A 21,682-nucleotide genomic window follows, 5' to 3' on the forward strand; every position below is an offset into this window, starting at 1 on the left:
GGGGCGGTGGGGCGCCGGCCGGTGGACCAAAGACCGAAAACGGAAAATAACTCCCGTGTAGTTTGGCACGCCGGTACGACAACACCCGCGCCAGGCCCGCGTCAGGCGGTGCGCGCGACCGCCAGCCAGCGGTCCAGCGCGGCAGCGGCGGCGCCCGAGTCGACGGCCTCGGCGGCGCGGTCCAGGTTGGCCCGCAGCGCCTCGTGCAGATCACCGTCGAGCGGGCCCTGGGTGGACAGCGCGACAGCGGCGTTGACCAGCACCGCGTCCCGCACCGGGCCGGTCTCGCCGGCCAGCAGGCGGCGGACCACGTCGGCGTTGTAGGCCGCGTCTCCGCCGCGCAGGTCGGCGAGGGTGGCCCGGGGCACCCCGAGCTCCGCCGCGTCCAGCAGCGCCTCCGTGACGGTGCCCTGCTGCGCCACCCAGACCCGGGTGGGCGCGCCGGTGCTGAACTCGTCCAGGCCGTCCTCGCCGCGTACCACGATCGCGGAGTCGCCGCGGGCCGCGAAGACGGCCGCCATCACCGGGGCCATCCGCTTGTCGAAGCAGCCCACCGCGCCCGCGCGGGGCCGCGCCGGGTTGGTCAGCGGGCCGAGGAAGTTGAAGGCGGTGGGTACGCCGATCTCGCGCCGGACCGGGCCGGTGTGGCGCATGCCGGGGTGGAAGCGGGCGGCGAAGCAGAAGCCGATGCCGGCCTCGGTGACGCAGCGGGCCACCTGCTCGGGTGCCAGGTCCAGCGGTACGCCGAGCTCCTCCAGCACGTCCGCGGTGCCGCACGAGGAGGAGGCGGCCCGGTTGCCGTGCTTGACCACGCGGACGCCGGCCCCGGCGACCACGAGCGCCGCCATGGTGGAGATGTTCACCGTGTGCGCGAGGTCACCGCCGGTGCCGACCACGTCCAGCGCGGTCTCGCGTACCTCGTCGGGCAGCCGCACCGGCACCGCGCGGGTCAGCATGGCCTCGACCAGGCCGCCCAGCTCGGCGGGCGTCTCGCCCTTGGTGCGCAGCGCCACGGCGAACCCGGCGATCTGCGCCGGGGTGGCCGAGCCGGCCATGATCTCGCCCATCGCCCACGCGGTGTCGGCGGTGGAGAGCTCCTCGCCGCGCAGCAGCGCGTTGAGCAGAAGCGGCCAGGTCCGTTCGCCCATGACGGGCCTCCGAGCGGCGTGAGGAAAGCGGTTGGGGCGCGCCACGGCCGCGTCGCCGTGGCGCGCGAAGGCCGGGGGATCAGGCGGCGGCGGTGGTGCGGCGCAGCAGCTCCGCGACGGTGCTGCCGGCGATCACCGGGTCCAGCGGGTGGGTCAGCGTGGCGTCGACCTCGGCGTACGCGGCCAGCCAGCGGTCGGCGGCGCGGGCCAGCACCACGCAGGTCGGCGGCGCGTCGTCCCGGTCGTCCTTGATCTGGCGGGCGATGCCGATGCCGCCGCCCGGGCTCGCCTCGCCGTCGAGCAGCAGCAGGTCGATCTCGTAGTCGTCGACCAGCCGGACGCAGGCGGCGTACTCGTCGGCCTCGACGAACTCGATCTCGATGCCGGGCGCCGGCCGGGTGCCCACGGCCAGCCGCATCCGGTCGCGGACCTTCGGGTCGTCGCTGTAGAGCAGGACGGTGCAAAGACGATCGCTCATCGTGACGTGGCTCCCACCTCGTAGCTGCCCGCTGATCGTAGCGGGCGTCACGTTCGGCCTGTCGCCCCGCCCGGGCGGGCTCGGGGCGTACCCCTGCAGGGGCCTCAGGCGCTGGTTTCCGCGGCGCGCTCGCGGGCCTCCTGGCGGTCCAGTTCGCGGTCGAGCCGGCGGGCCTCGCGCTCGGACTGTCTGACCCACTGGACGACCAGGACGGCGAGCATGGTGACGCTGACGAACTCGCCGCCGGCCCAGAGGACGCCCCCGGCCACCACCTGGTCGTTCCAGGGGTCGGACCAGGACAGGTTGAGCGACGGGTACCAGTCGCCGCCGAACAGCGTGGTGCTCTGCATGATGGTGAGCCCGAGCACGGTGTGGAACGGCACCGAGAGCAGCATGAGCAGCGCGCGCGCCGGGTACGGCCAGCGTCCGGGCAGCGGGTCGAGGCCGAGCAGCGGCCAGAAGAAGACGCAGCCGGTGGCGATGAAGTGCGCGTGGACCAGCTCGTGTGCCCACTCGTGACGCAGGGTGAACTCGTAGAGGTCGGTGAAGTAGAGCGCGAACGGGTTCACCACGAAGATGGTGAACGCCACGAGCGGGAAGCTGTAGATCCGCGCGATCCGGCTGTGCACGATCGCGAGCAGGCGCTTGCGCGGGCGTACCGGCAGCGTGCGCAGCGCCAGCGTGACCGGCGCGCCGAGCGCCAGGAAGATCGGCGCGATCATCGACAGCACCATGTGCTGGACCATGTGCACCGAGAGCAGGGCGGTGTCGTACGCGCCGAGCCCGGTGAGCGTGACCAGCGCGATGCCGCCGAGGCCGGGGCCGAGGAACGACACGGTACGGATGACCGGCCAGCGGTCGCCGCGCAGCCGCAGCCGGTGCACCCCGTAGAGGTAGAGACCGGCGGCCAGCACGATGCCCAGCGTGAGCCAGCTGTCCAGCCGGGTCTCGGTGAACACCCGGGCCACGGTGAACGGCGGCGGGGCGCTCTCGCCTCCCGCCGCCAGCGTCGCCGGAAGGGCCGAGGTGACGGCGAGGATCTGATCGACGTGCAGCACGCTTTTCAGGGTAGGTCAGGCGAAGCGGACCACCACGATCGGGCCACGGAGGGGGCGGGTTTGGCACCCCGCTGATCGTCGGTCCCGGTCAGGGGCAATAATGACCGCGTGACTGCGGCCCCAGCCATTGACAAGAGCCGGATCCACTCCCTGACCCGACCCAACATGGTCAGCGTCGGGACGATCGTGTGGCTCTCCAGCGAACTCATGTTCTTCGCGGCGCTGTTCGCGATGTACTTCTCCATCCGCGCGGCTGCGCCGGAGCAGTGGGAGAAGCACACCGAGGTGCTGAACATCCCGTACGCGACCACGTTCACGGTGATCCTGGTGCTCTCCTCGATCACCTGTCAGATCGGTGTGTTCGCGGCCGAGCGCGGCGACGTCCACGCCCTGCGCCGGTGGTTCACGATCACGTTCATCATGGGTCTGATCTTCGTACTCGGTCAGCTGAACGAGTACCGGACCCTGGTGCACGAGGGCGTGAAGATCAACGAAGACGGCTACGGGTCGATGTTCTACCTCACCACCGGATTCCACGGTCTGCACGTGACCGGCGGTCTGGTCGCCTTCATCATCTTCATGATCCGCACCACCATGGGCCGGTTCACCCCCGCCCAGGCGACCTCGGCGATCGTCGTGTCCTACTACTGGCACTTCGTGGACGTCGTGTGGATCGGGCTCTACGCCATGATCTACTGGCTCCAGTGATCTTGGCGCGTCACGAACCGCGCCGCTGCTCCGTCCCCTGAGACAAGGTCCAACCGGTTAAGGACACAGGTCATGACTTCTGACAACGACCGCCGACGCGGTCTGCTCGCGCGGCTGCGCGGGCGGCCCGTAGCGCGCAGCAGGGGCCGCCGCCGGCTGGGCGCCGCGGTCCGGCTGTTCGCCGCGCTGATGCTGGCCGGCGGTGCCTACACCGTCTTCGCCCCCGGCGTGCAGGCGCAGGACAACCCGCCGTTGACCGCCGCAGGCAACGAGGGTAAGGCGCTGTTCGACGTGAGCTGTGTGACCTGTCACGGTCGCAACGCCCAGGGCGTCGAGGGCCGTGGTCCGAGCCTGATCGGCGTCGGGTCCTCCTCGGTGGAGTTCCAGGTGAGCAGCGGTCGCATGCCGATGGCCCGGCAGGAGGCCCAGGCCATGCGCAAGCCGCCGCAGTTCACCGACGAGCAGGTGCGCCAGCTCGGGCAGTACATCCAGGAGCTCGGTGGCGGTCCGGAGGTGCCCAACGGCGACCTGCGTGAGGGCGCCAACCTGGCCACCGGTGGCGAGCTGTTCCGGATCAACTGCTCGCAGTGCCACGCCTTCGGCGGTGGCGGCGGCGCGCTGTCCTCCGGCAAGTACGCGCCGAGCCTCGCGCCGGCCAGCGACCGGCAGATCTACGCCGCGATGCTGAGCGGCCCGCAGAACATGCCGGTGTTCGGTGACAACCAGATCACGCCCGAGGAGAAGGCGGACATCATCGCCTACATCCAGGAGACGCTGAAGCACGACGGCGACCCGGGCGGTTTCAACCTGGGCCGGTACGGCCCGTCGACCGAGGGGATCGCGATCTTCCTGGTCGGCATCGTCGCGCTGGTCTTCGCGAGCCTGTGGATTGCGGGCAAGTCGTGACCGGACGGATCAATGGTTCCAGTGCTGTGGCGCCGACCCCCGGCGTCACCCGTAGCGAGGTGACGGCATGAGCACCCACACCGAGCACCAGGCCCAGCGTGGCCCGGAGCCGCTCGACGTGAACGACCCCCGGCTCTCCCGGTTCGAGGTCGTTCAGGAGGGCGCCCGGCGGGACGACATCGAGATCGTCCACTACGAGCCGCAGGTGGTCCCGGGCAGCAAGGCCGAGCGCCGGCTGACCCGTACCGTCGCCCTGATGTTCCTGCTGACCGGCGTCTTCGCGACCGCGTTCCTGGTGGTCTACATCTGGTGGCCGTGGCAGTGGGAGCCGGGTCGCGGCGGCGACAAGCTCTACACCCCGCTGCTCGGCGTGACGCTGGGCCTGGCGCTGCTCGGCATCGGTTTCGGCATCCTGACCTGGGGCAAGAAGCTGCTGCCCAAGGAGGTGTCGATCCAGGATCGTCACGACCAGGTCGACAACCCGGAGAGTCGCAAGATCACCGGTGAGACCATGCTCTACCTGGCCGACGAGATGGGCGTACGCCGCCGGCCGCTGCTCGGCATCTCGCTCCTCGCCGGCCTGGCGCCGGTGGGCGCGGTGGCCGCCGCGCCGCTGATCGGTGGCCTGATCGAGCAGCCGCACAAGAACAACCAGATGTTCACCACCGGCTTCCAGCCGGGCGAGGGCGGCAAGAAGATCCGGCTGATCCGTGAGGACGGCCGTCCGATCCGCCCCGCCGACGTCAGCGTCGGTGGCCAGCTCACCGTGTTCCCGGGTATCGACGGCGGCGTCAGCAACAAGCACGCCGACTCGCCCACCCTGCTCATCCACCTGCGGGAGGACGACGCGCAGAAGTCGCGCGCCGCGAACGAGCGCAAGGGCCACGGCGACTACATGTGGGGCAACTACGTCGCGTACTCCAAGATCTGTACGCACGCCGGCTGCCCGGCCAGCCTCTACGAGCAGCAGACCAACCGCCTGCTCTGCCCCTGCCACCAGTCCCAGTTCCTCATCACCGACAACGCCAAGCCGATCTTCGGCCCGGCGAACCGGCCGCTGCCGCAGCTGCCGATCGAGGTGGACGAGGAGGGCTTCTTCGTGGCGAAGTCCGACTACACCGAGACCATCGGTCCCGACTTCTGGGAGCGGCCATGAAGCGCCGAAAGTTTGATGCCGCCGCGCTGCCGGCCAAGAGCGCGCGGGCGGTGGACGACCGCTTCCAGGTGGCCACGCCCCTGCGCAAGCTGCTGAACAAGGTCTTCCCCGACCACTGGTCGTTCCTGCTGGGCGAGATCGCGCTCTTCTCGTTCATCGTCCTGCTGCTGACCGGCGTCTTCCTGACGTTCTTCTTCGAGCCGACGATGACCGAGGTCATCTACAACGGCAGCTACGCGCCGCTGCGGGGTACCCCGATGTCGGCCGCGTACGCCTCCAGCCTGGACATCTCGTTCGATGTCCGGGGTGGCCTGATCATGCGGCAGATGCACCACTGGGCGGCCCTGCTGTTCATGGCCGCGATCGTGGTGCACATGCTGCGGGTGTTCTTCACCGGCGCGTTCCGCAAGCCGCGTGAGACCAACTGGATCATCGGCTCGCTGCTGTTCTGGGTCGGCTTCCTGGCCGGCTTCACCGGTTACTCGCTGCCGGACGACGGCCTGTCCGGCACCGGTCTGCGGATCGCCTCCGCGATCATCCTGTCGATCCCGGTGATCGGTTCCTGGGTCAGCTCGTCGATCTTCGGCGGGGAGTTCCCCGGCACCATCATCATCAGCCGCTTCTTCATCGCCCACGTGCTGCTCGTCCCGGGCCTGCTGGTCGCGCTGATCAGCGTGCACCTCGGCCTGGTGTTCAAGCAGAAGCACACCCAGTGGCCCGGCCCCGGCCGGACCAACGACAACGTGGTCGGCGAGCGGATGTTCCCGCGCTACGCGCTCAAGCAGGGCGGCTTCTTCATGGTCGTCTTCGGCGTGATCGCGCTGCTGGGCGGCATGTTCCAGATCAACCCGATCTGGCTGTTCGGCCCGTACGAGGCGTGGGTGGTCTCCGCGGCCAGCCAGCCCGACTGGTACGTCATGTTCCTCGACGGCTCGACCCGACTCATGCCGGGCTGGGAGATCCACATTCCGATCGGCAACGGGTACGTGATTCCACCGTTGTTCTGGCCGACTGTGGTCCTACCCGGAATCCTGGTGGGCCTGTCGACGATGTACCCGTTCCTGGAGGCCCGCCGCCTCAAGGACTACAAGCACCACAACCTGCTCCAGCGGCCCCGGGACGTTCCGGCCCGGACCGCCGTGGGCGCCATGGCGCTGGCCTTCTACATCGTGCTGACGCTCTCCGGCGCCAACGACGTCATCGCCGACAAGTTCCACATCAGCCTGAACGCGATGACCTGGGCTGGCCGGATCGGCCTGCTGATCCTGCCGCCGCTCGCGTACTACGTCACGTACCGGATCTGCCTGGGTCTGCAGCAGCACGACCGGGAGGTGCTGGCCCACGGCGTGGAGACCGGCATCATCAAGCGGCTGCCCGACGGCCGGTTCGTCGAGGTCCACCAGCCGCTCACCTCGGCCGAGGGGCACGACGGTCACCCGCCGGCGCTGGACTACGTCGGCTGGGTGGTGCCGAAGAAGATGAACCGGCTCGGTGCCCTCGGCCCGGCGATCCGGGGCTTCTTCTACCCGATCGAGAAGCCGGCCGAGGCGCCGGTCTCGCCGGGGCACCCGCCGGTCGAGGACCGGCCGGAGCGGGAGGAGATCGGCAGCGGCGAGAGCCGTCGCTGACCTTCCCGGTACGACTGACAGTGGCGCCCGCCGGATCACCCGGCGGGCGCCACTGCCGTTTTCGCGCTTCTCGTCCGGTTGTGCCCGCCCGGTGCCCGGCGTGCGGTGCACCGGTCCCCGCCGCCCTCCGACACGGACGGGTGGAATCGCAGGAATAACCCCGGTCAGCCGGGTATCCGTGCGGTCCGACGTCTCATGGGGGAGGAAGAATGCTGGGAATCAAACGCCTGGGCCTGATGGCCGCGCTGGTGGTCGTGGGGCTGGCGCCCGCCGCCGCGGCGCAGGCCGCGGCGCAGCCGTCGACGCAGGACACGCAGTACCTGCAGGCGGTGCACCAGGTCAACCTGTTCGAGATCACCGCCGGTAACCTGGCCGAGCAAAAGGGCCAGAACCAGCAGGTCAAGGACCTGGGCAAGATGTTCGTCACGGACCACACCCAGCTGGACCAGACGGTGCAGTCGACCGCCCAGCAGCTCAACGTGCAGCTGCCGGCGGACCCGACCGCCGACCAGCAGAAGGTCCTCGACAAGTTGAACAACCTCAACGGGGCCGAGTTCGACAAGGCCTGGGTGACCGCGCAGCTCGCCGGCCACGTCCAGGCCATCCAGGCCACCCAGACCGAGATCTCGCAGGGTTCGGAGCAGTCGGTGGTGCAGATCGCGCAGGACGCGCTGCCGGTCCTGCAGGCGCACTACGACGCGCTGGTGGCCCTGGCCCAGACGCTGGGTGTCCCGGTTCCGCAGACCAGTGCCAGCGGCACGCCCAGCCCGGGCGGCACGACGTCCCCGGGTGGCACCGAGTCGCCGGCTCCGGGTGGCACCGAGACCGAGGAGCCTGCTCCGGGCACCACGGAAACTCCGGTGCCCAGCCAGAGCTGACGTACCGCACGGTCGACGGTGACCGGTCCGCCCACGAGGGCGGGCCGGTCACCGGCTCGTGTCAGTCGGCGCTCGCGAGCCCGATCGCGAACGCCTCCTCCAGGTCGTGCTGGGAGTAGGCGCGGAAGGCGATGTGCGACTCGGTGTTCAGCACGCCCGGCACCTTCGAGATGCTGCCGGCGATGACCTGCGCGATCTGCTCGAACTCCCGGACGCGGACCATGGCGATCAGGTCGACGTGCCCGGCCACCGAGTAGACCTCGCTGACGCCGGGCAGGTTGGCCAGGGTCTCGGCCACCTCGGGGATGGAGTCGGTGGCGCAGTCGATCAGCACGATCGCGGTGATCACGGGACGGTTCTCCGTTCGTCGGCGACGAGGCCCATGCTAGAGCCAGCGGCCCTCAGCGCGCCGCCGGGACGGTCAGGTCGTCCCCGGCCCGGATCACCCGGTGGAGGCGTTCCCCGGCAGCGACGCGCGCGCCCGGCCACACCACGGACCGGTCGGCGTCGCCGTGCACGCGCGCGCCCGCGCCCACCACCGAGGCCGTGACCCGGCCGGTCACGGCTGCGGACGGGTCCACCAGCCCGTCCGGGCCGGCGGCGTGCAGGTTGGCGTCCAGGTAGTCGGCCGGGGTGCCGGTGTCGTAAAACGTCCCCCGGTAGGGCACCACGGTGAGCGCGCCGGCCGCCTCCGCCGGCCGCCACACCGCCCGGACCAGGTCGCCGAACGTGGCCGGCAGGTCGCGGACCAGCCGCCAGGGCAGCAGCGAGAAACCCACGAACTCGTGGCCGTCGAAGGTCCCGGGGGCGTCCGGGTCGTCGGCGGGCCGGCCGAGCAGGCGTACGCCGTGCCCGTCCCAGCCGTCCAGCAGCGCGGCGATGTCCGGCCCGGGCGGGGCCAGGGGATCGGCCAGGTACGCGTCGGCGTTGCCGACCAGCACGCCCCGGCCGGCGATCCAGTCGCGCAGCCGGCCCACACCACCGGCGGTGCCCAGCGGGGCGTCCGGCTCGACCGACAGGTGGGCCCGGTCGCCCACCCGCGCGACGACCTGGTCACCCAGGTAGCAGGCGTTCACCGCGACCCGTTCCGGACCGGTGAGGCCGAGCCCGGCCAGCCGGGCCAGCGCCCGGTCCAGCAGCGGGACGTTGCCGACCGGGCAGAGCGCCTTCGGCACCCGCTCGGTGAGCGGGCGCAGCCGGGTGCCCTCGCCGGCGGCCAGCACCACCGCGCACACCTCGACCCCCGCCGCCGGGCCGGGGGTCACCGCGCCGGGGGCCGCCGGGTCGGGCGCGCCGGGGACCGGGGTGCTCACGCGGCCGGTGGCGCGGCCGGCGGGACCTCGCCGGCGCGCGGGCCGATGCCGTAGTAGCCCAGCAGGTTGGCGGTGGCGCGACTGAGCCGGGGCAGGTCGTCCAGCGGGTGGAAGGCGGCCTCGAAGACCTCGGCGCCGTCCACCTTCAGCTCGGTGCGCGACGCCGGCACCTCCGCCTCGAAGACCACGTCCACCCAGCCCTTGGCGTGCACCACCGCGTTCGGCGCCGCCGGGCGCAGCGCGTCCGGGGACAGGCGGACGCCGGACTCCTCGTACAGCTCCCGGGCGGCGCCGACCACCGGGGCCTCGCCGCGTTGCAGCAGCCCGGCGGGCAGCGTCCAGCTGTAGCCGGGCGGCTGGCGCAGCAGCAGGATCCGGCCCGCGCCGGTGGCCTCCGCGTCGCGGACCAGCGTGACCGCGCCGACGACGTACTTCGGCACCACCAGCCGCACCAGCCGCCGCCGCAGCGGGACCGGAAGCCGGTAGAAGATCTGGTAGCCGATGGCCCGTCCGGTGGCACGCGCGCGGGGGATCATGTCGTCCAGGCTAGTGGCCCCGGAGCGGACGCGGGCGAACCGGCTTCGCCTACTGCCGGTGGTCGACCAGGTCGATCAACTGCTCGACCACGGTGTCCGGCTCGACAACGCGGTCGAAGACCGCCACCAGCATCGTCTCCAGGTCGGGGTAGCCCAGTTCCTCGGACAGCCGCAGCAGCGGCAGGTCGCTGGCCAGTCCCCGTCTGTGCTTGCGCAGCGCCAGGCCGATGGAGGCCCGGCCGAGGCGTACCTTGTCGGCGATCGAGATGCCCGGCTCGGTGTGCTCGGCGAACCAGCGGTTGATCTGCATCTGGGCGTGCGGGGACTTGACGAAGCCCAGCCACTCCCGGCGCGGCCCGCGCGGGGCCGCGTCGGCCTCGAAGCCGCTCTCCGTGTCGCGCTCGGTGTAGATCTCCACCACGTCGCCCTCCTCCAGTTCGGAGGAGAGCGGGGCGAGCCGGCCGTTGATCCGGGCCGCCAGGCAGTGGTCACCGCGCTCGGTGCCCAGCTCGTACGCGAGGTCGACCGGGGTTGCCCCGGCCGGCAGCACCACCTGCCGCCCGTCGGCGACGACCTGGATCTGCGCCTCCGACAGGTCGCAGCGCAGCGACTCCATGAACTGGGTCGGGTCGACGGTCTCCTGCTCCCAGTCGAGCACCCGGCGCAGCCAGGCCAGCTCGTCCGCCCGGTCGACCCCCCGGCCCGCGGCCCGGGGGAAGCGGTAGTGGGCGGCCACGCCGTACTCCGCGGAGCGGTGCATCTCGTTGGTGCGGATCAGCACCTCGACAGTGCGGTCCTGCGGGCCGCAGACGCTCGTGTGCAGGGAACGGTAGAGGTTGTTCTTCGGGGAGGCGATGAAGTCCTTGAACCGGCCCGGCACCGGCCGCCAGAGCCCGTGCACGGCCCCCAGCGCGGCATAACAGTCGGTCGCCGGGCCGTCCACCACGATCGCGATACGCGGCAGGTCGTACGGAGCCGCGTGACCGCCGGCGACGGTGTCCTTCCAGATCGAGTAGAGGTGGCGGGGACGAGGGGAGACGTCGGCGTCCACCCGGTTGCGGCGCAGCGCCACCCGGGTGCGGGCCACCACGTCGGCGAGGTAGGCGTCCCAGCCGGGCCGGTCGTGCACGAAGCGGGCGAGCCGGGCGTGCTCCTCCGGCCGCAGGTGCAGCAGGACCACGTCGTCCAGTTCGCGTTTGAGCGTCTGGATGCCGAGCCGGTCGCAGAGCGGGACCAGGACCTCCTGGGTCTTGCGGGCGATCCGCTCCCGGGAGGCGGCCGAGCGGACCCCGAGCGTGCGCATGTTGTGCAGCCGGTCGGCCAGCTTGATCACCAGCACCCGGACGTCCTTGCCGGCCGCCACGATCATCTTGCGGACGGTCTCCGCCTCGGCGGCCTTGCCGTAGAACGCCTTGTCGAACTTCGTCACCCCGTCGACCAGGTGGGCGACCTCGCGGCCGAAGTCCTCCTGGAGCGCCTGGAGCGTGTAGCGGGTGTCCTCCACCGTGTCGTGCAGCAGCGCGGCGACCAGCGTGATGGTGTCCATGCCGAGGTCGGCGCAGATCTGCGCCACCGCCAGCGGGTGGGTGATGTACGGCTCGCCGCTCTTGCGGAACTGACCGCGGTGCATGTTCTCGGCGATCGTGTAGGCGCGGCGCAGCATCGAGGAGTCGGCGCTCGCGTGGATGCCCCGGTGGGCGCGGACCAGTGTGGTGACCGGGTCGCCGTCGGCGGTCGGCCAGGTGAGCAGGGAACGCAGGCGGCGGGTGAGCGGTAGTTCGCCCTGGGCTGGAAGCGCGCCACCCAGGGCGGCGCCGTGTCCGGCGTCGACGTCCACCTGGGACACCTCCTCACCCCGGCCCTCGGCCGCCGGGAACCGGCGGCCGGGAGCAGAGCCCGCGAATCGGGCAGGTCTGCACTCCTTTAACAGACTAAGGGAGTCGAGGTAGTCCGATCGGTCAGTTGGTCATGAGCGTTCGGTCGAGACTTTGTGCGATCCGCCGCTCTCCGCCTTCGCCAGCAGGTCACGGAAACGCCCCGCCCCGGCCACCGGCGAGGCCCATCCGGCGCTCGCCTCGACCAGGCGGGTCTCCGGTCGCTCCAACCAGGACAGGATCCGTTCGGTCTCCTCGGCGGTCGCGGACGGCACCGGCCCGTGCCCGGGCAGCACCGTTTCGGCGGTGGCCCGGATCGCGGCGATCGTCGGTCGCGGGTGGACACCCGGCGGGGACACCCCGGCCCCCGCCAGCCGGCCGTGCCGGACCAGCGCCAGCTCCCAGCCGCCCCGGGCCGCCGGGCGGGCGGCGGCCAGCTCGGCGATGCCGGTCAGCGCGGCCAGCCGCTGCATCCGGACCGCCGCGCGCAGCACCGCCACGAGCCGGCCGCGTACCACAGCCGCCTCCTCGTAGCGCTGGGCGGCCGACAGCACCTCGATGCGGTCGAGCAGCGCGTCCACCACGACACCGGGGTCGTCGCTGGTGGCGGTGCGGAACGGGGTCGCCGCTGCGTCGTCGTACTCCTCGGGGGTGATCCGGTGCTCGCAGGGCGCCGGGCAGCGACCCAGCTCGGCCAGCGCGCAGGCCGGCATGGTCGTGCGCCGGGACAGCCGGTGGGTGCACTGGCGCAGCGGCACCGCGTCGTGGAAACCGGCGGCGGCCAGCTCGGCCGCCTGCCGGGACCGGAACGGCCCCAGGTAGGCCGTGTCGGTCGGCGCGATGTCGCGCACGATCGACAACCGGGGGTACGCCTCGTCGGTGAGCTTCAGCCACACCTGGCGCTCCGGATACTTCGACCGGCGGTTGTACGGCGGCGCGTGCGCCGCGATCAGCCGCAGCTCGCGGACCTCCGCCTCCAGCGAGTGGGCGCACTCGATCGCCTCCACGCGCTCGGCGGCGGCGAGCATCTCGGAGATCCGGGCCCGCTTCTCCGCTGCGGTGAAGTAGCTGCGTACCCGGGTGGCGACGTCGCCGGAGGTGCCGACGTAGAGCGGCCGGTCGTCGGCGGCCCGGAAGATGTAGACGCCCGGCACCTTGGGCAGCCCGTCGGCGAGGTGCCGCTTGCGGCGCTGGGTGGGGGTGACCGCGCGGGCGAACTCGATCGCGTCGCCGACGGTGTCGACCTGGTGCCCGCCGAGCCGGCCGATCAGCCCGTGCAGCACGTCGACGGTGGCCTTGGCGTCGTCCAGCGCCCGGTGGGTGGGCTGGGTCGCGGTGCGGAAGTAGGCGGCCAGCGTGCCCAGCTTGCGGTTGGGCACCTCGTCGCGGGTGAGCACCCGCCGGGCCAGCGCGGCCGTGTCCAGCACCCGGGGGTTGGGCCAGCGGTAGCCGTGCTTCGCGCAGGCGGCCTTGAGGAACCCCACGTCGTACGGCGCGTTGTGGGCGACCAGCACGGCGTCGCTGATGAACTCCAGGAAGCTCGGCAGCACCTGCTCGATCGGCGGGGCGGGCAGCAGCATGGCCTGGGTGATGCCGGTCAGCACGGTGATGAACGGCGGGATCGGCACGCCCGGGTTGACCAGCGTGGCGAGCACGCCCAGCTCCTCGCCGCCGCGCACCTTCACCGCGCCGATCTCGGTGATCCCGCCGCCGTCGGGCGCGCCGCCCGTGGTCTCCAGGTCGACCACCACGAAGGTGGTCGCGTAGAGCGGCAGCGCCGGGTCCACAGCGCTGCCCGCCGCAGTGTCCAGGCCGGCCAGCGACTCCTGGACGTACTCCGCACGTGTCACCCGCGGGACGCTAGCGGCACGGTCCGACACTCGCGTCACTGCGGCCCCAGGAGATACCACGGGGGTACGATGAGAGATCGGCTCACTCACCGGGCGGTGGGCCCGTTCGGGGTGGGAGACTTGCCTCATGCCCCTTACCGAGCCGCACGACGACCACTCCTCCGCGGAGGAGCCGGTGGTCGGCGTGCCCGGTGCCGGTGAGGACGCGCCGATCCCGGTCGAGCCCGAGCCCACCCTGCCCGAGCCGGTCCGACAGCGGATCGTGACGCTCACCGCCGCCGTGCTGCCCGGCCTGCCCGCCGACGAGGTGCCGGTGCCGCTGCGGCGAGTAGCCAAGTTCGCCCCGAACCGCCGCGCCCGCCTCGGCGCGCCCGTGATCGCCGCCCAGCTCACCGCCGACCCGCTGTTCCGGCAGCGGATCACCGCCCGGGTGCTGGCCGACGCCGGCGACCTCGGCGCGGCGGTGGTGGAGGGCACCGCCCCGGCCGCCGCCGACCCGGTCGAGGTGGCCGCCCTGGCCTACCTGGCCCGGCCCCGCGGCTGGCGGGAACTGATCGAGGCCAGCGGCGAGGCGGTACGCGCCGAGGCCGACAGCGCGGTCGTGGCCGAACTGGTCCGCGAGGCCGAGCAGCGGGCCGCCCGTGCCGAGCACGACCGGGCGGTGGCCCGGGTGGAGGCGGAGAAGCTGCGCGACGAGCTGGCCCGGGTCCGGGAGGAGCTGGGTCAGCTCCGCGAGGAGGCGCGCCAGCTGGCCCGTACCCTGCGGGAGACCCAGTCCCGCGAGCGCAAGGCCACCGAACTGCTCGCCACCGAGCGCGGCCGGGCGGCCCGCGCGGCGGCCGACGCGGACGCCGAGCTGCGCCGCGCCCGGGCCCGGCTGGCCGAGGCGGAGGCCGCCGCCGGCGTGGCCCGGGCCAGCGCCAAGGAGGCCCGTTCGGTCGACGACGCCCGGCTGTGGCTGCTGCTGGAGACGATCGGCCAGGCGGCCGTCGGGCTGCGCCGCGAGCTGGCGCTCGACCCGGTGGACAAGCTGCCCGCCGACTTCGTCGCCGACGCGTTCGCCGACCAGCCGGGCGGCGCGGCGGCCGGCCCGGCGACCCGGGCCCGCGACACCGACGACCCGGCCCGCCTCGACCAGCTCCTCGCGCTGCCTCGGGCGCACCTGGTGGTGGACGGCTACAACGTCACCAAGCGCGGCTTCGGCGAGATGTCGCTGGAGCAGCAGCGCAAGCGGCTGATCACCGGGCTGGGCGGGATCGCCGCGCAGACCGGGGACGAGGTCACTGTGGTCTTCGACGGCGCCGAGCGGATCCACGGGCTGCCGCCCGCGCCGCGCGGCGTACGGGTGCTGTTCTCCCGCAAGGGCGAGACCGCGGACGAGCTGATCCGCCGGCTGGTCCGCGCCGAGCCGGCCGGGCGGCCGGTGGTGGTGGTCTCCTCCGACCGCGAGGTCGCCGACGGGGTACGCCGGCACGGCGCGTACCCGCTGGGCGCCGACTCGCTGCTGCGGCGCCTGGCCCGCTCCTGACCGCCATCCCTGCTTGATCGACTCCGGATCGGGGGAGTGGCGGGGTCGGGCGCGTGCTGATCGCGCCACTTCGGCGTACTGGTTGGGGTTCGCGGCGGGTGCTGCCTCGTTGTCCGGTTCTGTCGTACCCCAGCGTTAGCGTTCTGGTGACCGACGGTGGTGGTCCCTTCCCCGAGCGCCACCGGCGACCCGTCAGGAGGCGTTGATGCTGATCGACTGCGACACCTGCGGCAACCGTGGCGCCGGCTGCTCCGGCTGTCTGGTGACCGCCTTGTTCGACTCCGACCCGGCCGACCTCGGCCCGGCCGAGCACCGGGCGATCGAGGTGTTCGCACGGGCCGGATTCGAGGTGGACGTGCTGCCGTCAGCGCCTGCCGAGGCGCCGGCGCCGATGCCCCGCCGCCCCGGCCGTCGCCGCCGGGTCGCCTGACGCTGCCCGCTGCCCGCTGCCCGCCGGCTTCCGCCTGCCGCTGAAGGAGGGCCGCCAGAGACATCCGACCCTCCTTCTCGTCCCCGGCCCCGGCAAGGGCCATCGATCTTGGAGTTGTGGCGCCCAGAATGTCGCTTTGGTGAGCCTTGCTGGGCACCGCAACTCCAAGATCGGCACGCGCGGGCGGGCCGGGGCCGCCCGCGCGCGCGGGCGTGCCGGGCCGGGCGGGAGCGGGGCGGGGCGGGCACGGCGGTCCCGCTTGCGCGGCCGGGCAATAGGATGAGCGGTCACGGCGGGAGGGGGCGGCATGACGCGGACCGGGCACGACGGCGAGGTGCGGCGGTGACCCCGCGCGGGTGGGCCCTGCTGACCCTGGCCGGCCTGGCGGTGGCGCTGCTCGTGGCGGTGGCGCTGCTGGTGCCGTGGAGCCGGCCGCCCGCGCCGAGAGCCGACCAGCTCGCGGCGCTGCGGGAGTTACCGGCCGAGCAGGTGACCCGGGGCCGCGCGTTCCACGGCGCGCTGCGCCCGGCGGGCTGGTCGGCGCTGGCGGTCGGGCTGGTGGTGGCGCTGCTGCTCGGCCTCACCCCGCTGGGCGGGCGCCTTGTCGAACTGGCCGGCCGGCCCTTCGGCGGGCACTGGATCGCGCAGGCCGTGCTCGGCGGGCTGGCCGTCATGTTCCTCGCCGACCTGCTCACCCTGCCCTTCGCGGCCTGGCGGCGCACAGTGCTGGTCCGCTACGGGCTGAGCACCCAGAGCTGGGGCGGCTGGACGGTCGACCTGCTCAAGTCGTACGCGGTGAGCGCGGTGATCGGCGCGCTGGTGCTGCTCGGCTTCTACACGGTGATCCGGCTGGCCCCGCGTTGGTGGTGGGCGTTCGGCGCGGCCGGCGCGGCGGCCCTGGTGGTGGTGCTGTCGTTCGTGCTGCCGGTGCTCGTCGAGCCGGTGTTCAACCGGTTCACCCCGATGGAGCCGGGCCCGCTGCGCAGCGAGCTGACCGCGATGGCGGCCCGGGACGGCGTACCGGTGCGTGACGTGCTCGTGGCCGACGCGTCGCGGCGCACCCGCGCGGTGAACGCGTACGTCTCCGGGCTCGGGCCGACGCGGCGGGTGGTGGTCTACGACACGCTGCTGCGCGAGGCGGAGCCGGCGGAGGTGACGAGCGTGGTGGCCCACGAGTTGGGGCACGCCAAGGACCGCGACGTGTGGACCGGCACGCTGCTCGGCGCGCTCGGCGCCGCCGCGGCGGTGGTGGCGCTCTACCTGATCGGCTCCTGGACGCCGCTGCTGCGGCTCGCCGGCGTCGACTCGATCGCCCAGCCGCGGGCGTTCCCGCTGCTGATCGCGCTGGTCACGGTGGCCGGCCTGCTCACCACGCCGGTGCAGGCGCTGGTCTCCCGCCGGATCGAGGCCCGCGCCGACGCCCACGCGCTGGCGCTCACCGGCGACCCGGCGACGTTCGAGGCGATGCAGCGCCGGCTGGCCGGGGTCAACCTGGCCGACCCCGACCCGCCGCGCTGGGAGCACCTCTGGTCGGCGACCCACCCGTCCACCGTGGAGCGGATGGCCGCCGCCCGCGCCTACGCCAGGGAGTCCGGCCGATGAGCCGCACCTTGCTGATCACCAACGACTTCCCGCCGCGCCCCGGCGGCATCCAGTCGTTCGTGCACAACCTCGCGGTACGCCAGCCGCCCGGCTCGGTGGTGGTCTACGCGTCGAGCTGGCGCGGGGCGGAGAAGTTCGACGCCGACCAGCCGTTCGAGGTCGTCCGGGAACGTACCCGGGTGCTGCTGCCCACGCCGCTGATCGCCCGGCGGGCGGCGCGGCTGGCCCGCGCGTACGACTGCGACACGGTCTGGTTCGGCGCGGCGGCCCCGCTGGGGCTGCTCGCGACGGGCCTGCGGCGGCGGGCCGGGATCCGCCGGGCGGTGGCGCTGACCCACGGGCACGAGGTCGGGTGGGCGGCGCTGCCCGGCGCCCGCTCGGCGCTGCGCCGCATCGGCCGGGGCGTGGACGTGACCACCTACCTCGGCGAGTACACCCGGACGCGGCTGGCGCGCGTGCTGGACGGGCTGACCGAGCTGCGTCGGCTCGCGCCCGGCGTGGACGTGGAGACCTACCACCCGGACGTCGACGGCGCGGAGGTCCGCAAGCGGCTCGGGCTGGCCGACCGGCCGGTGGTGGTGTGCGTGTCGCGGCTGGTGCCCCGCAAGGGCCAGGACATGCTGATCCGCGCGCTGCCGGAGATCCGCCGCCGGGTGCCCGGCGCCGCGCTGCTGGTGGTCGGCGGCGGGCCGTACCGCTCGACGCTGGAGAAGCTGGCCCGGCAGGCCGGGCTGGAACACGACGTGGTGTTCACCGGCTCCGTGCCGTCGGACGCGCTGCCCGCCCACTACGCGGCCGGTGACGTCTACGCGATGCCCTGCCGCACCCGTAACCGGGGCCTGGACGTGGAGGGCCTCGGGATCGTCTACCTGGAGGCGGGTGCCACCGGGCTGCCGGTGGTGGCCGGCGACTCCGGGGGCGCGCCGGACGCGGTCCGCGACGGCGAGACCGGGTACGTGGTTTCCGGCCGGGACGTGGCCCAGCTCGCCGACCGGGTGGCCACGCTGCTCGCCGACCGGGACCTGGCCCGGCAGTTCGGCGCGGCCGGCCGGGCCTGGGTGGAGCGGGAGTGGCGCTGGGAGACGCAGGCGCAGCGGATGGCCGCGCTGCTGACCGGCTGACCGCCGCACTCGACAGCGGCTCCGGCACGGCGGCCGGTCCGCCTCAGGAGACGGCTTCGACGTGCACGGGCACCCGGCCCAGGTGCGGCGCGGCCGGGCCGGGGCGGCCGAAGTGCCAGCCCTGCCCGGCGTCGCAGCCGATCGCGCGCAGCCGGTCCGCCTGGTCGGCCGTCTCCACGCCCTCGGCGGTGACGGTCAGGTCCAGTGCGTGCGCCAGCGAGACGAGCGAGGCGAGGATCCGCTCGTCGGTGCCGCTGTCCGGCGCGCGCAGGCCGGTGACGAACTCGCCGGCCACCTTCAGCTCGTCGACCGGCAGGTCCCGCAGGTACGCGAGGTTGCAGTAGCCGGTGCCGAAGTCGTCGATGGCGACCCGGACGCCCAGGTCACCGAGCACCCGCAGCGCCCGTACCGGCTCGACCACTGTGCTCATCATGGTGCTCTCGGTGATCTCCAGTTGCAGCCGGCGCGGCGGCAGGCCGGTGCGGCCGAGCACGCCGCGTACCTCGGGCACCAGGTCGGCCCGGTGCAACTGGCGTACGGCGAGGTTGACGCTGACGAACGGCGCGTCGCCGTCGACCGCCGGCCAGGTGCCCGCCTCGCGGCACGCCTCGGCCAGCACCCAGCTGCCGAGCGGGACGATCAGCCCGGTCTCCTCGGCCAGCGGGATGAAGCTGTCCGGCCGCAGCACACCCAGCTCGGGGTGGCGCCAGCGCACCAGCGCCTCCATGCCGAGCACCCGCCCGTCGCGCAGGGACGTCAGCGGCTGGTAGTCGAGGTAGAACTCGCCCCGGTTCAGCGCGGCCGGGATCGCCGCGGACAGCGCGTACCGGGCCAGGTCGCGGCGGTTGCGGTCGGCGTCGAACAGCGACCAGCGGGCCCCGCCCGCGGCCTTGGCCCAGTGCAGCGTGCTGTCGGCCGCGCGCATCAGCTCCATCGGGGAGGTGCCGGCGACCGGGCGCTCCACGATGCCGATGCTCGCCGAGACGGTCAGCTCGTGGCCGTCGACGAGCGCCGGTTCGCGAACCGCTGCGAGCGCCGCCTCGGCGACCTTCACCGCGTCGTCGGTGCCGGTCGTGCGCTCGATCAGGATCACGAACTCGTCGCCACCGAGCCGGGCCACCAGATGCTCGCCGAGCGCCTCGTGCAGCCGCTGGGCCACCGCCACCAGCAACGAGTCGCCGACCTGGTGGCCGAGGGAGTCGTTGACGACCTTGAACCGGTCCAGGTCGAGGAAGCAGACGCCGACCCGGTCGGCGCCCCGGGTGATCGCGGCGGCCAGCCGCTCGGTGAACAGCGTGCGGTTGGGCAGGCCGGTGAGCGGGTCGTGGGTGGCCTGGTGCCGGAACCGGGCCTCGCTGTCGCGCAGCGCCCGTTCCGCGTGCGCCCGGGCGATCATGGCGGCGCGGCGGATGGACTCCTGCTCGTCGAGCGTGCGGTCGCGCAGTGCGCGGGCGTAGCCGGTGGCGACGGTGGCGAGCAGCCGCGCCATCCGGTCCTCGACGTCGTCGACGACCAGGTCGAGGTCGCGGACCAGGCGCAGCTGGATCACCTCGACGGTGCGGCCCAGCCCTTCGGCGGAGGCGATGTGCGCCTGCACCAGTTCCGCGCCGACCTGCTGGCCGATCCGCATGTCGAACGGCTCGGCCCGCAGCGCCTGGGCCAGCCGTTCGGTGAGCCGCTGCAGCATCTCCTCCAGCTGCGTCTGCGTCATCGGCAGGTAGCTGGTCCCGGAGACGGCCTTCGCCCAGGCCCGGGCGAACACGCCGGGCCGGCAGCGGGTCGCGTCGTCACCCACCGAGCCGCCCGACGCCGCCCATGAAGACCGCCCGCTCGGCGTTCTCGGCCTGGTCGGGGGAGTCCGGCCGCCACTGCGGCACCCATACGACGCCCGGGTCGACCAGCTCGAAGCCGTCGAAGAGCGCGGTCAGCTCGGCCCGGCTGCGGATCCAGAGCTGGCTGTCGGTGCGCCGGTAGACCCGCTCCGCCTCGGCCCGTTCGCCGGTGCCGGCGCGGCCGTCCTCGCTGGCCTGGGAGAGCACCAGGTGGCTGCCGGGCGCCAGCGCCGCGCGCAGCGTCCGCAGGATCTCCTCGGGGCGGTCGGTGTCCGGGATGAAGTGCAGCACCGCCACGACCATCACCGCGACCGGCTGTGTGAAGTCCAGCAGCCGGGTGACCTCCGGGTGGGCCAGGATCGCCTCCGGGTTGCGCAGGTCCTCCTGGAGCACCGTGGCGCGCTCGTTGCCGGCCAGGATCTCCTGGCTGTGCGCCACCGCCACCGGGTCCACGTCGACGTAGACGATGCGCGACTCCCTGTCGATGCCCTGGGCGATCTCGTGCACGTTGCCGACGGTGGGGATGCCGGAGCCGATGTCCAGGAACTGGCGGACGCCGGTCCCGGCGAGGTACTGCACCGCCCGGCGCAGGAACGCGCGGTTGGCCTGGGCCATCAGCGGGGCCTCCGGCACCGCCTCCACCATCGCCCGCGCGGCGGCCCGGTCGGCGGCGAAGTTGTGCGAGCCGCCGAGATAGTAGTCGTACATGCGGGCGACGCTGGGGCGTTCGATGTCGATCGTCTCGGGTGCCCAGTCCGGCCGCTGCATGTCCTGCCCCTCGGGTGTCGACGACGCGCGGCCGTCACCGCCGCGCGGATCACCCCGGGTATTCTGCCCCTCCGCCGTCGTGGTGCAAAGACCGTCGTCGCTGTGCGTCCGGCCGTTCACCGTGCGCGGTCAGCCGCACCCGTGACGCCGAAGAGGCCCGCGTCCGTGGCGGACGGGGCCTCTTCCGGCGGTGTGCCTCAGAACTTGGGCGCGTCCGGGGCCTCGAGCAGGCCCAGCCGCAGCGCGGTCATCAGCGCCTGGGCCCGGTTGGCCGCGCCCAGCTTCTCGTAGAGCTTGGAGATGTGGGTCTTGGCGGTCGACTCGCTGACGAACAGCTGCTTGGCGATGCCGGCCACGCTCATGCCGTCGGCGAGCAGCCGCAGCACCTGGCCCTCGCGGGGGGACAGCTGCGGGCCGGACGGGGCCAGCCGGCGCTTCATCGCCTCGGCCAGGTCGGCGGCGGTGAACGCGCTGGGGGAGGAGGCGGCGTGCCGGGCGGCGGCCACCACCTCGTCGGCCGGCGCGGTCTTCGGCACGAACGCGCTCGCGCCGGCCTCCAGGGCGCCGAAGAGCTGGTCGTCGCCGGCGTACATGGTCAGCACGACGATGCCCATCGACGCGCTGGACTTGCGCAGGGCGCGGGTGGCCTCCAGGCCGCTGCCGTCGGGCAGGCGAAGATCCATGATCACCACGTCGGGCTGGAGCGCGCCGGCCTGGCGCACGCCCTCCGCGGCGGTGGCGGCCTCGCCCACGACCTCGAACTGACGGTCACGCTCGAACGCGTGACGAAGACCCTTACGGATGAGGTCGTGGTCGTCGACTAGGAGAACCTTGGTACGGGTGGCCGGTGTCGGACTGCTGGTCATCC

General features: G+C 73.1%; 20 protein-coding genes. 9 read left to right on the plus strand and 11 right to left on the minus strand.

The features are described 5' to 3' along the window. Positions 1 to 101: 101 nt before the first annotated feature. The 3 genes from trpD to AMK25_RS28720 all read right to left on the minus strand — a co-directional run bounded on the left by trpD (position 102) and on the right by AMK25_RS28720 (position 2,684). Entirely contained in the window at positions 102 to 1,148 is a 1,047-nt protein-coding gene (gene trpD / locus AMK25_RS28710) for an anthranilate phosphoribosyltransferase (RefSeq protein WP_073831493.1), read from the minus strand. Positions 1,149 to 1,227: 79 nt separating this feature from the next. Next, a complete protein-coding gene (locus tag AMK25_RS28715; protein ID WP_073831494.1) occupies positions 1,228 to 1,626 on the minus strand; it encodes a hypothetical protein in 399 nt (132 codons plus the stop codon). A gap of 104 nt (positions 1,627 to 1,730) precedes the next feature. After that, positions 1,731 to 2,684, minus strand: coding sequence for a cytochrome c oxidase assembly protein (locus AMK25_RS28720; protein ID WP_073831495.1), 954 nt, complete (start codon positions 2,682 to 2,684; stop codon positions 1,731 to 1,733). A 108-nt stretch (positions 2,685 to 2,792) separates the two neighbouring features. Between AMK25_RS28720 and ctaE the strand changes: the two genes are divergently transcribed. The 5 genes from ctaE (at position 2,793) to AMK25_RS28745 (ending at position 7,960) form a co-directional block, all read left to right on the plus strand. Then, complete coding sequence (ctaE, locus tag AMK25_RS28725; RefSeq protein WP_030500142.1) at positions 2,793 to 3,392, plus strand: aa3-type cytochrome oxidase subunit III; 600 nt, start codon at positions 2,793 to 2,795, stop codon at positions 3,390 to 3,392. A gap of 72 nt (positions 3,393 to 3,464) precedes the next feature. Further along, positions 3,465 to 4,298 (plus strand): cytochrome bc1 complex diheme cytochrome c subunit, encoded by an 834-nt coding sequence (qcrC, locus tag AMK25_RS28730; protein ID WP_073831496.1) that lies wholly within the window; start codon positions 3,465 to 3,467, stop codon positions 4,296 to 4,298. Positions 4,299 to 4,365: 67 nt separating this feature from the next. Then, a complete protein-coding gene (gene qcrA, locus AMK25_RS28735; protein ID WP_073831497.1) occupies positions 4,366 to 5,454 on the plus strand; it encodes a cytochrome bc1 complex Rieske iron-sulfur subunit in 1,089 nt (362 codons plus the stop codon). Continuing rightward, positions 5,451 to 7,082, plus strand: coding sequence for a cytochrome bc1 complex cytochrome b subunit (gene qcrB, locus AMK25_RS28740; RefSeq protein ID WP_073831498.1), 1,632 nt, complete (start codon positions 5,451 to 5,453; stop codon positions 7,080 to 7,082). The genes qcrA and qcrB overlap by 4 nt, the downstream gene beginning before the upstream one ends. 209 nt (positions 7,083 to 7,291) lie before the next feature. Then, positions 7,292 to 7,960: a DUF4142 domain-containing protein gene (locus AMK25_RS28745; protein ID WP_073831499.1), complete on the plus strand. Its 669-nt coding sequence runs from the start codon at positions 7,292 to 7,294 to the stop codon at positions 7,958 to 7,960. Between the two features lie 61 nt (positions 7,961 to 8,021). On the opposite strand, the gene AMK25_RS28750 is transcribed toward AMK25_RS28745, so the two are convergent. The 5 genes from AMK25_RS28750 to AMK25_RS28770 all read right to left on the minus strand — a co-directional run bounded on the left by AMK25_RS28750 (position 8,022) and on the right by AMK25_RS28770 (position 13,533). Beyond that, positions 8,022 to 8,309, minus strand: a complete 288-nt coding sequence (locus tag AMK25_RS28750) for an Lrp/AsnC family transcriptional regulator (RefSeq protein WP_043329379.1) — start codon at positions 8,307 to 8,309, stop codon at positions 8,022 to 8,024. A gap of 52 nt (positions 8,310 to 8,361) precedes the next feature. Beyond that, positions 8,362 to 9,225, minus strand: a complete 864-nt coding sequence (locus tag AMK25_RS28755) for a nucleotidyltransferase family protein (RefSeq protein WP_073831548.1) — start codon at positions 9,223 to 9,225, stop codon at positions 8,362 to 8,364. A 44-nt stretch (positions 9,226 to 9,269) separates the two neighbouring features. After that, complete coding sequence (locus tag AMK25_RS28760; RefSeq protein WP_073831500.1) at positions 9,270 to 9,809, minus strand: NUDIX domain-containing protein; 540 nt, start codon at positions 9,807 to 9,809, stop codon at positions 9,270 to 9,272. A gap of 49 nt (positions 9,810 to 9,858) precedes the next feature. After that, positions 9,859 to 11,646 carry a RelA/SpoT family protein gene (locus AMK25_RS28765; protein ID WP_073831501.1) on the minus strand — a complete coding sequence of 596 codons (1,788 nt, stop codon included), beginning with the start codon at positions 11,644 to 11,646 and terminating at the stop codon, positions 9,859 to 9,861. A 129-nt stretch (positions 11,647 to 11,775) separates the two neighbouring features. Beyond that, on the minus strand, positions 11,776 to 13,533 hold the full coding sequence (locus tag AMK25_RS28770) for a DEDD exonuclease domain-containing protein (RefSeq protein ID WP_073831502.1): 1,758 nt from the start codon (positions 13,531 to 13,533) through the stop codon (positions 11,776 to 11,778). Positions 13,534 to 13,660: 127 nt separating this feature from the next. Here AMK25_RS28770 and AMK25_RS28775 point away from each other — a divergent pair, with 127 nt between their 5' ends. The 4 genes from AMK25_RS28775 (at position 13,661) to AMK25_RS28790 (ending at position 18,214) form a co-directional block, all read left to right on the plus strand. Beyond that, on the plus strand, positions 13,661 to 15,061 hold the full coding sequence (locus AMK25_RS28775; protein ID WP_073831503.1) for an NYN domain-containing protein: 1,401 nt from the start codon (positions 13,661 to 13,663) through the stop codon (positions 15,059 to 15,061). 205 nt (positions 15,062 to 15,266) lie between these two features. Next, positions 15,267 to 15,491: a hypothetical protein gene (locus AMK25_RS28780; protein ID WP_073831504.1), complete on the plus strand. Its 225-nt coding sequence runs from the start codon at positions 15,267 to 15,269 to the stop codon at positions 15,489 to 15,491. A gap of 342 nt (positions 15,492 to 15,833) precedes the next feature. Then, positions 15,834 to 17,093 carry a M48 family metallopeptidase gene (locus tag AMK25_RS28785; RefSeq protein ID WP_073831505.1) on the plus strand — a complete coding sequence of 420 codons (1,260 nt, stop codon included), beginning with the start codon at positions 15,834 to 15,836 and terminating at the stop codon, positions 17,091 to 17,093. Then, complete coding sequence (locus AMK25_RS28790) at positions 17,090 to 18,214, plus strand: glycosyltransferase family 4 protein (RefSeq protein ID WP_073831506.1); 1,125 nt, start codon at positions 17,090 to 17,092, stop codon at positions 18,212 to 18,214. Before AMK25_RS28785 ends, AMK25_RS28790 begins: the two co-directional genes overlap by 4 nt. A gap of 43 nt (positions 18,215 to 18,257) precedes the next feature. Here the strand turns inward: AMK25_RS28790 and AMK25_RS28795 are convergent, their stop codons facing one another. The 3 genes from AMK25_RS28795 to AMK25_RS28805 form a co-directional block, all read right to left on the minus strand. Next, positions 18,258 to 20,009 carry a putative bifunctional diguanylate cyclase/phosphodiesterase gene (locus AMK25_RS28795; protein ID WP_073831507.1) on the minus strand — a complete coding sequence of 584 codons (1,752 nt, stop codon included), beginning with the start codon at positions 20,007 to 20,009 and terminating at the stop codon, positions 18,258 to 18,260. Next, entirely contained in the window at positions 20,002 to 20,814 is an 813-nt protein-coding gene (locus tag AMK25_RS28800; RefSeq protein ID WP_073831508.1) for an SAM-dependent methyltransferase, read from the minus strand. The genes AMK25_RS28795 and AMK25_RS28800 overlap by 8 nt, the downstream gene beginning before the upstream one ends. Positions 20,815 to 21,011: 197 nt before the next feature. Next, positions 21,012 to 21,680, minus strand: coding sequence for a response regulator transcription factor (locus tag AMK25_RS28805; RefSeq protein ID WP_013287678.1), 669 nt, complete (start codon positions 21,678 to 21,680; stop codon positions 21,012 to 21,014). Positions 21,681 to 21,682 lie beyond the last annotated feature (2 nt).

The sequence above is a fragment of the Micromonospora sp. TSRI0369 genome (genome assembly GCF_001905625.1).
Lineage (GTDB): Bacteria > Actinomycetota > Actinomycetes > Mycobacteriales > Micromonosporaceae > Micromonospora > Micromonospora echinospora_A.

What these genes read in the sequence shown, in the direction of transcription:
- AMK25_RS28745 (WP_073831499.1), top strand. Translation starts at nt 7,292, where the DNA reads ATGCTGGGAATCAAACGCCTGGGCCTGATGGCCGCGCTGGTGGTCGTG.
- AMK25_RS28800 (WP_073831508.1), bottom strand. Translation starts at nt 20,814, where the DNA reads ATGCAGCGGCCGGACTGGGCACCCGAGACGATCGACATCGAACGCCCC.
- trpD (WP_073831493.1), bottom strand. Translation starts at nt 1,148, where the DNA reads ATGGGCGAACGGACCTGGCCGCTTCTGCTCAACGCGCTGCTGCGCGGC.
- qcrA (WP_073831497.1), top strand. Translation starts at nt 4,366, where the DNA reads ATGAGCACCCACACCGAGCACCAGGCCCAGCGTGGCCCGGAGCCGCTC.
- AMK25_RS28775 (WP_073831503.1), top strand. Translation starts at nt 13,661, where the DNA reads ATGCCCCTTACCGAGCCGCACGACGACCACTCCTCCGCGGAGGAGCCG.
- qcrB (WP_073831498.1), top strand. Translation starts at nt 5,451, where the DNA reads ATGAAGCGCCGAAAGTTTGATGCCGCCGCGCTGCCGGCCAAGAGCGCG.
- qcrC (WP_073831496.1), top strand. Translation starts at nt 3,465, where the DNA reads ATGACTTCTGACAACGACCGCCGACGCGGTCTGCTCGCGCGGCTGCGC.
- AMK25_RS28790 (WP_073831506.1), top strand. Translation starts at nt 17,090, where the DNA reads ATGAGCCGCACCTTGCTGATCACCAACGACTTCCCGCCGCGCCCCGGC.
- AMK25_RS28780 (WP_073831504.1), top strand. Translation starts at nt 15,267, where the DNA reads ATGCTGATCGACTGCGACACCTGCGGCAACCGTGGCGCCGGCTGCTCC.
- AMK25_RS28805 (WP_013287678.1), bottom strand. Translation starts at nt 21,680, where the DNA reads ATGACCAGCAGTCCGACACCGGCCACCCGTACCAAGGTTCTCCTAGTC.
- AMK25_RS28760 (WP_073831500.1), bottom strand. Translation starts at nt 9,809, where the DNA reads ATGATCCCCCGCGCGCGTGCCACCGGACGGGCCATCGGCTACCAGATC.
- AMK25_RS28715 (WP_073831494.1), bottom strand. Translation starts at nt 1,626, where the DNA reads ATGAGCGATCGTCTTTGCACCGTCCTGCTCTACAGCGACGACCCGAAG.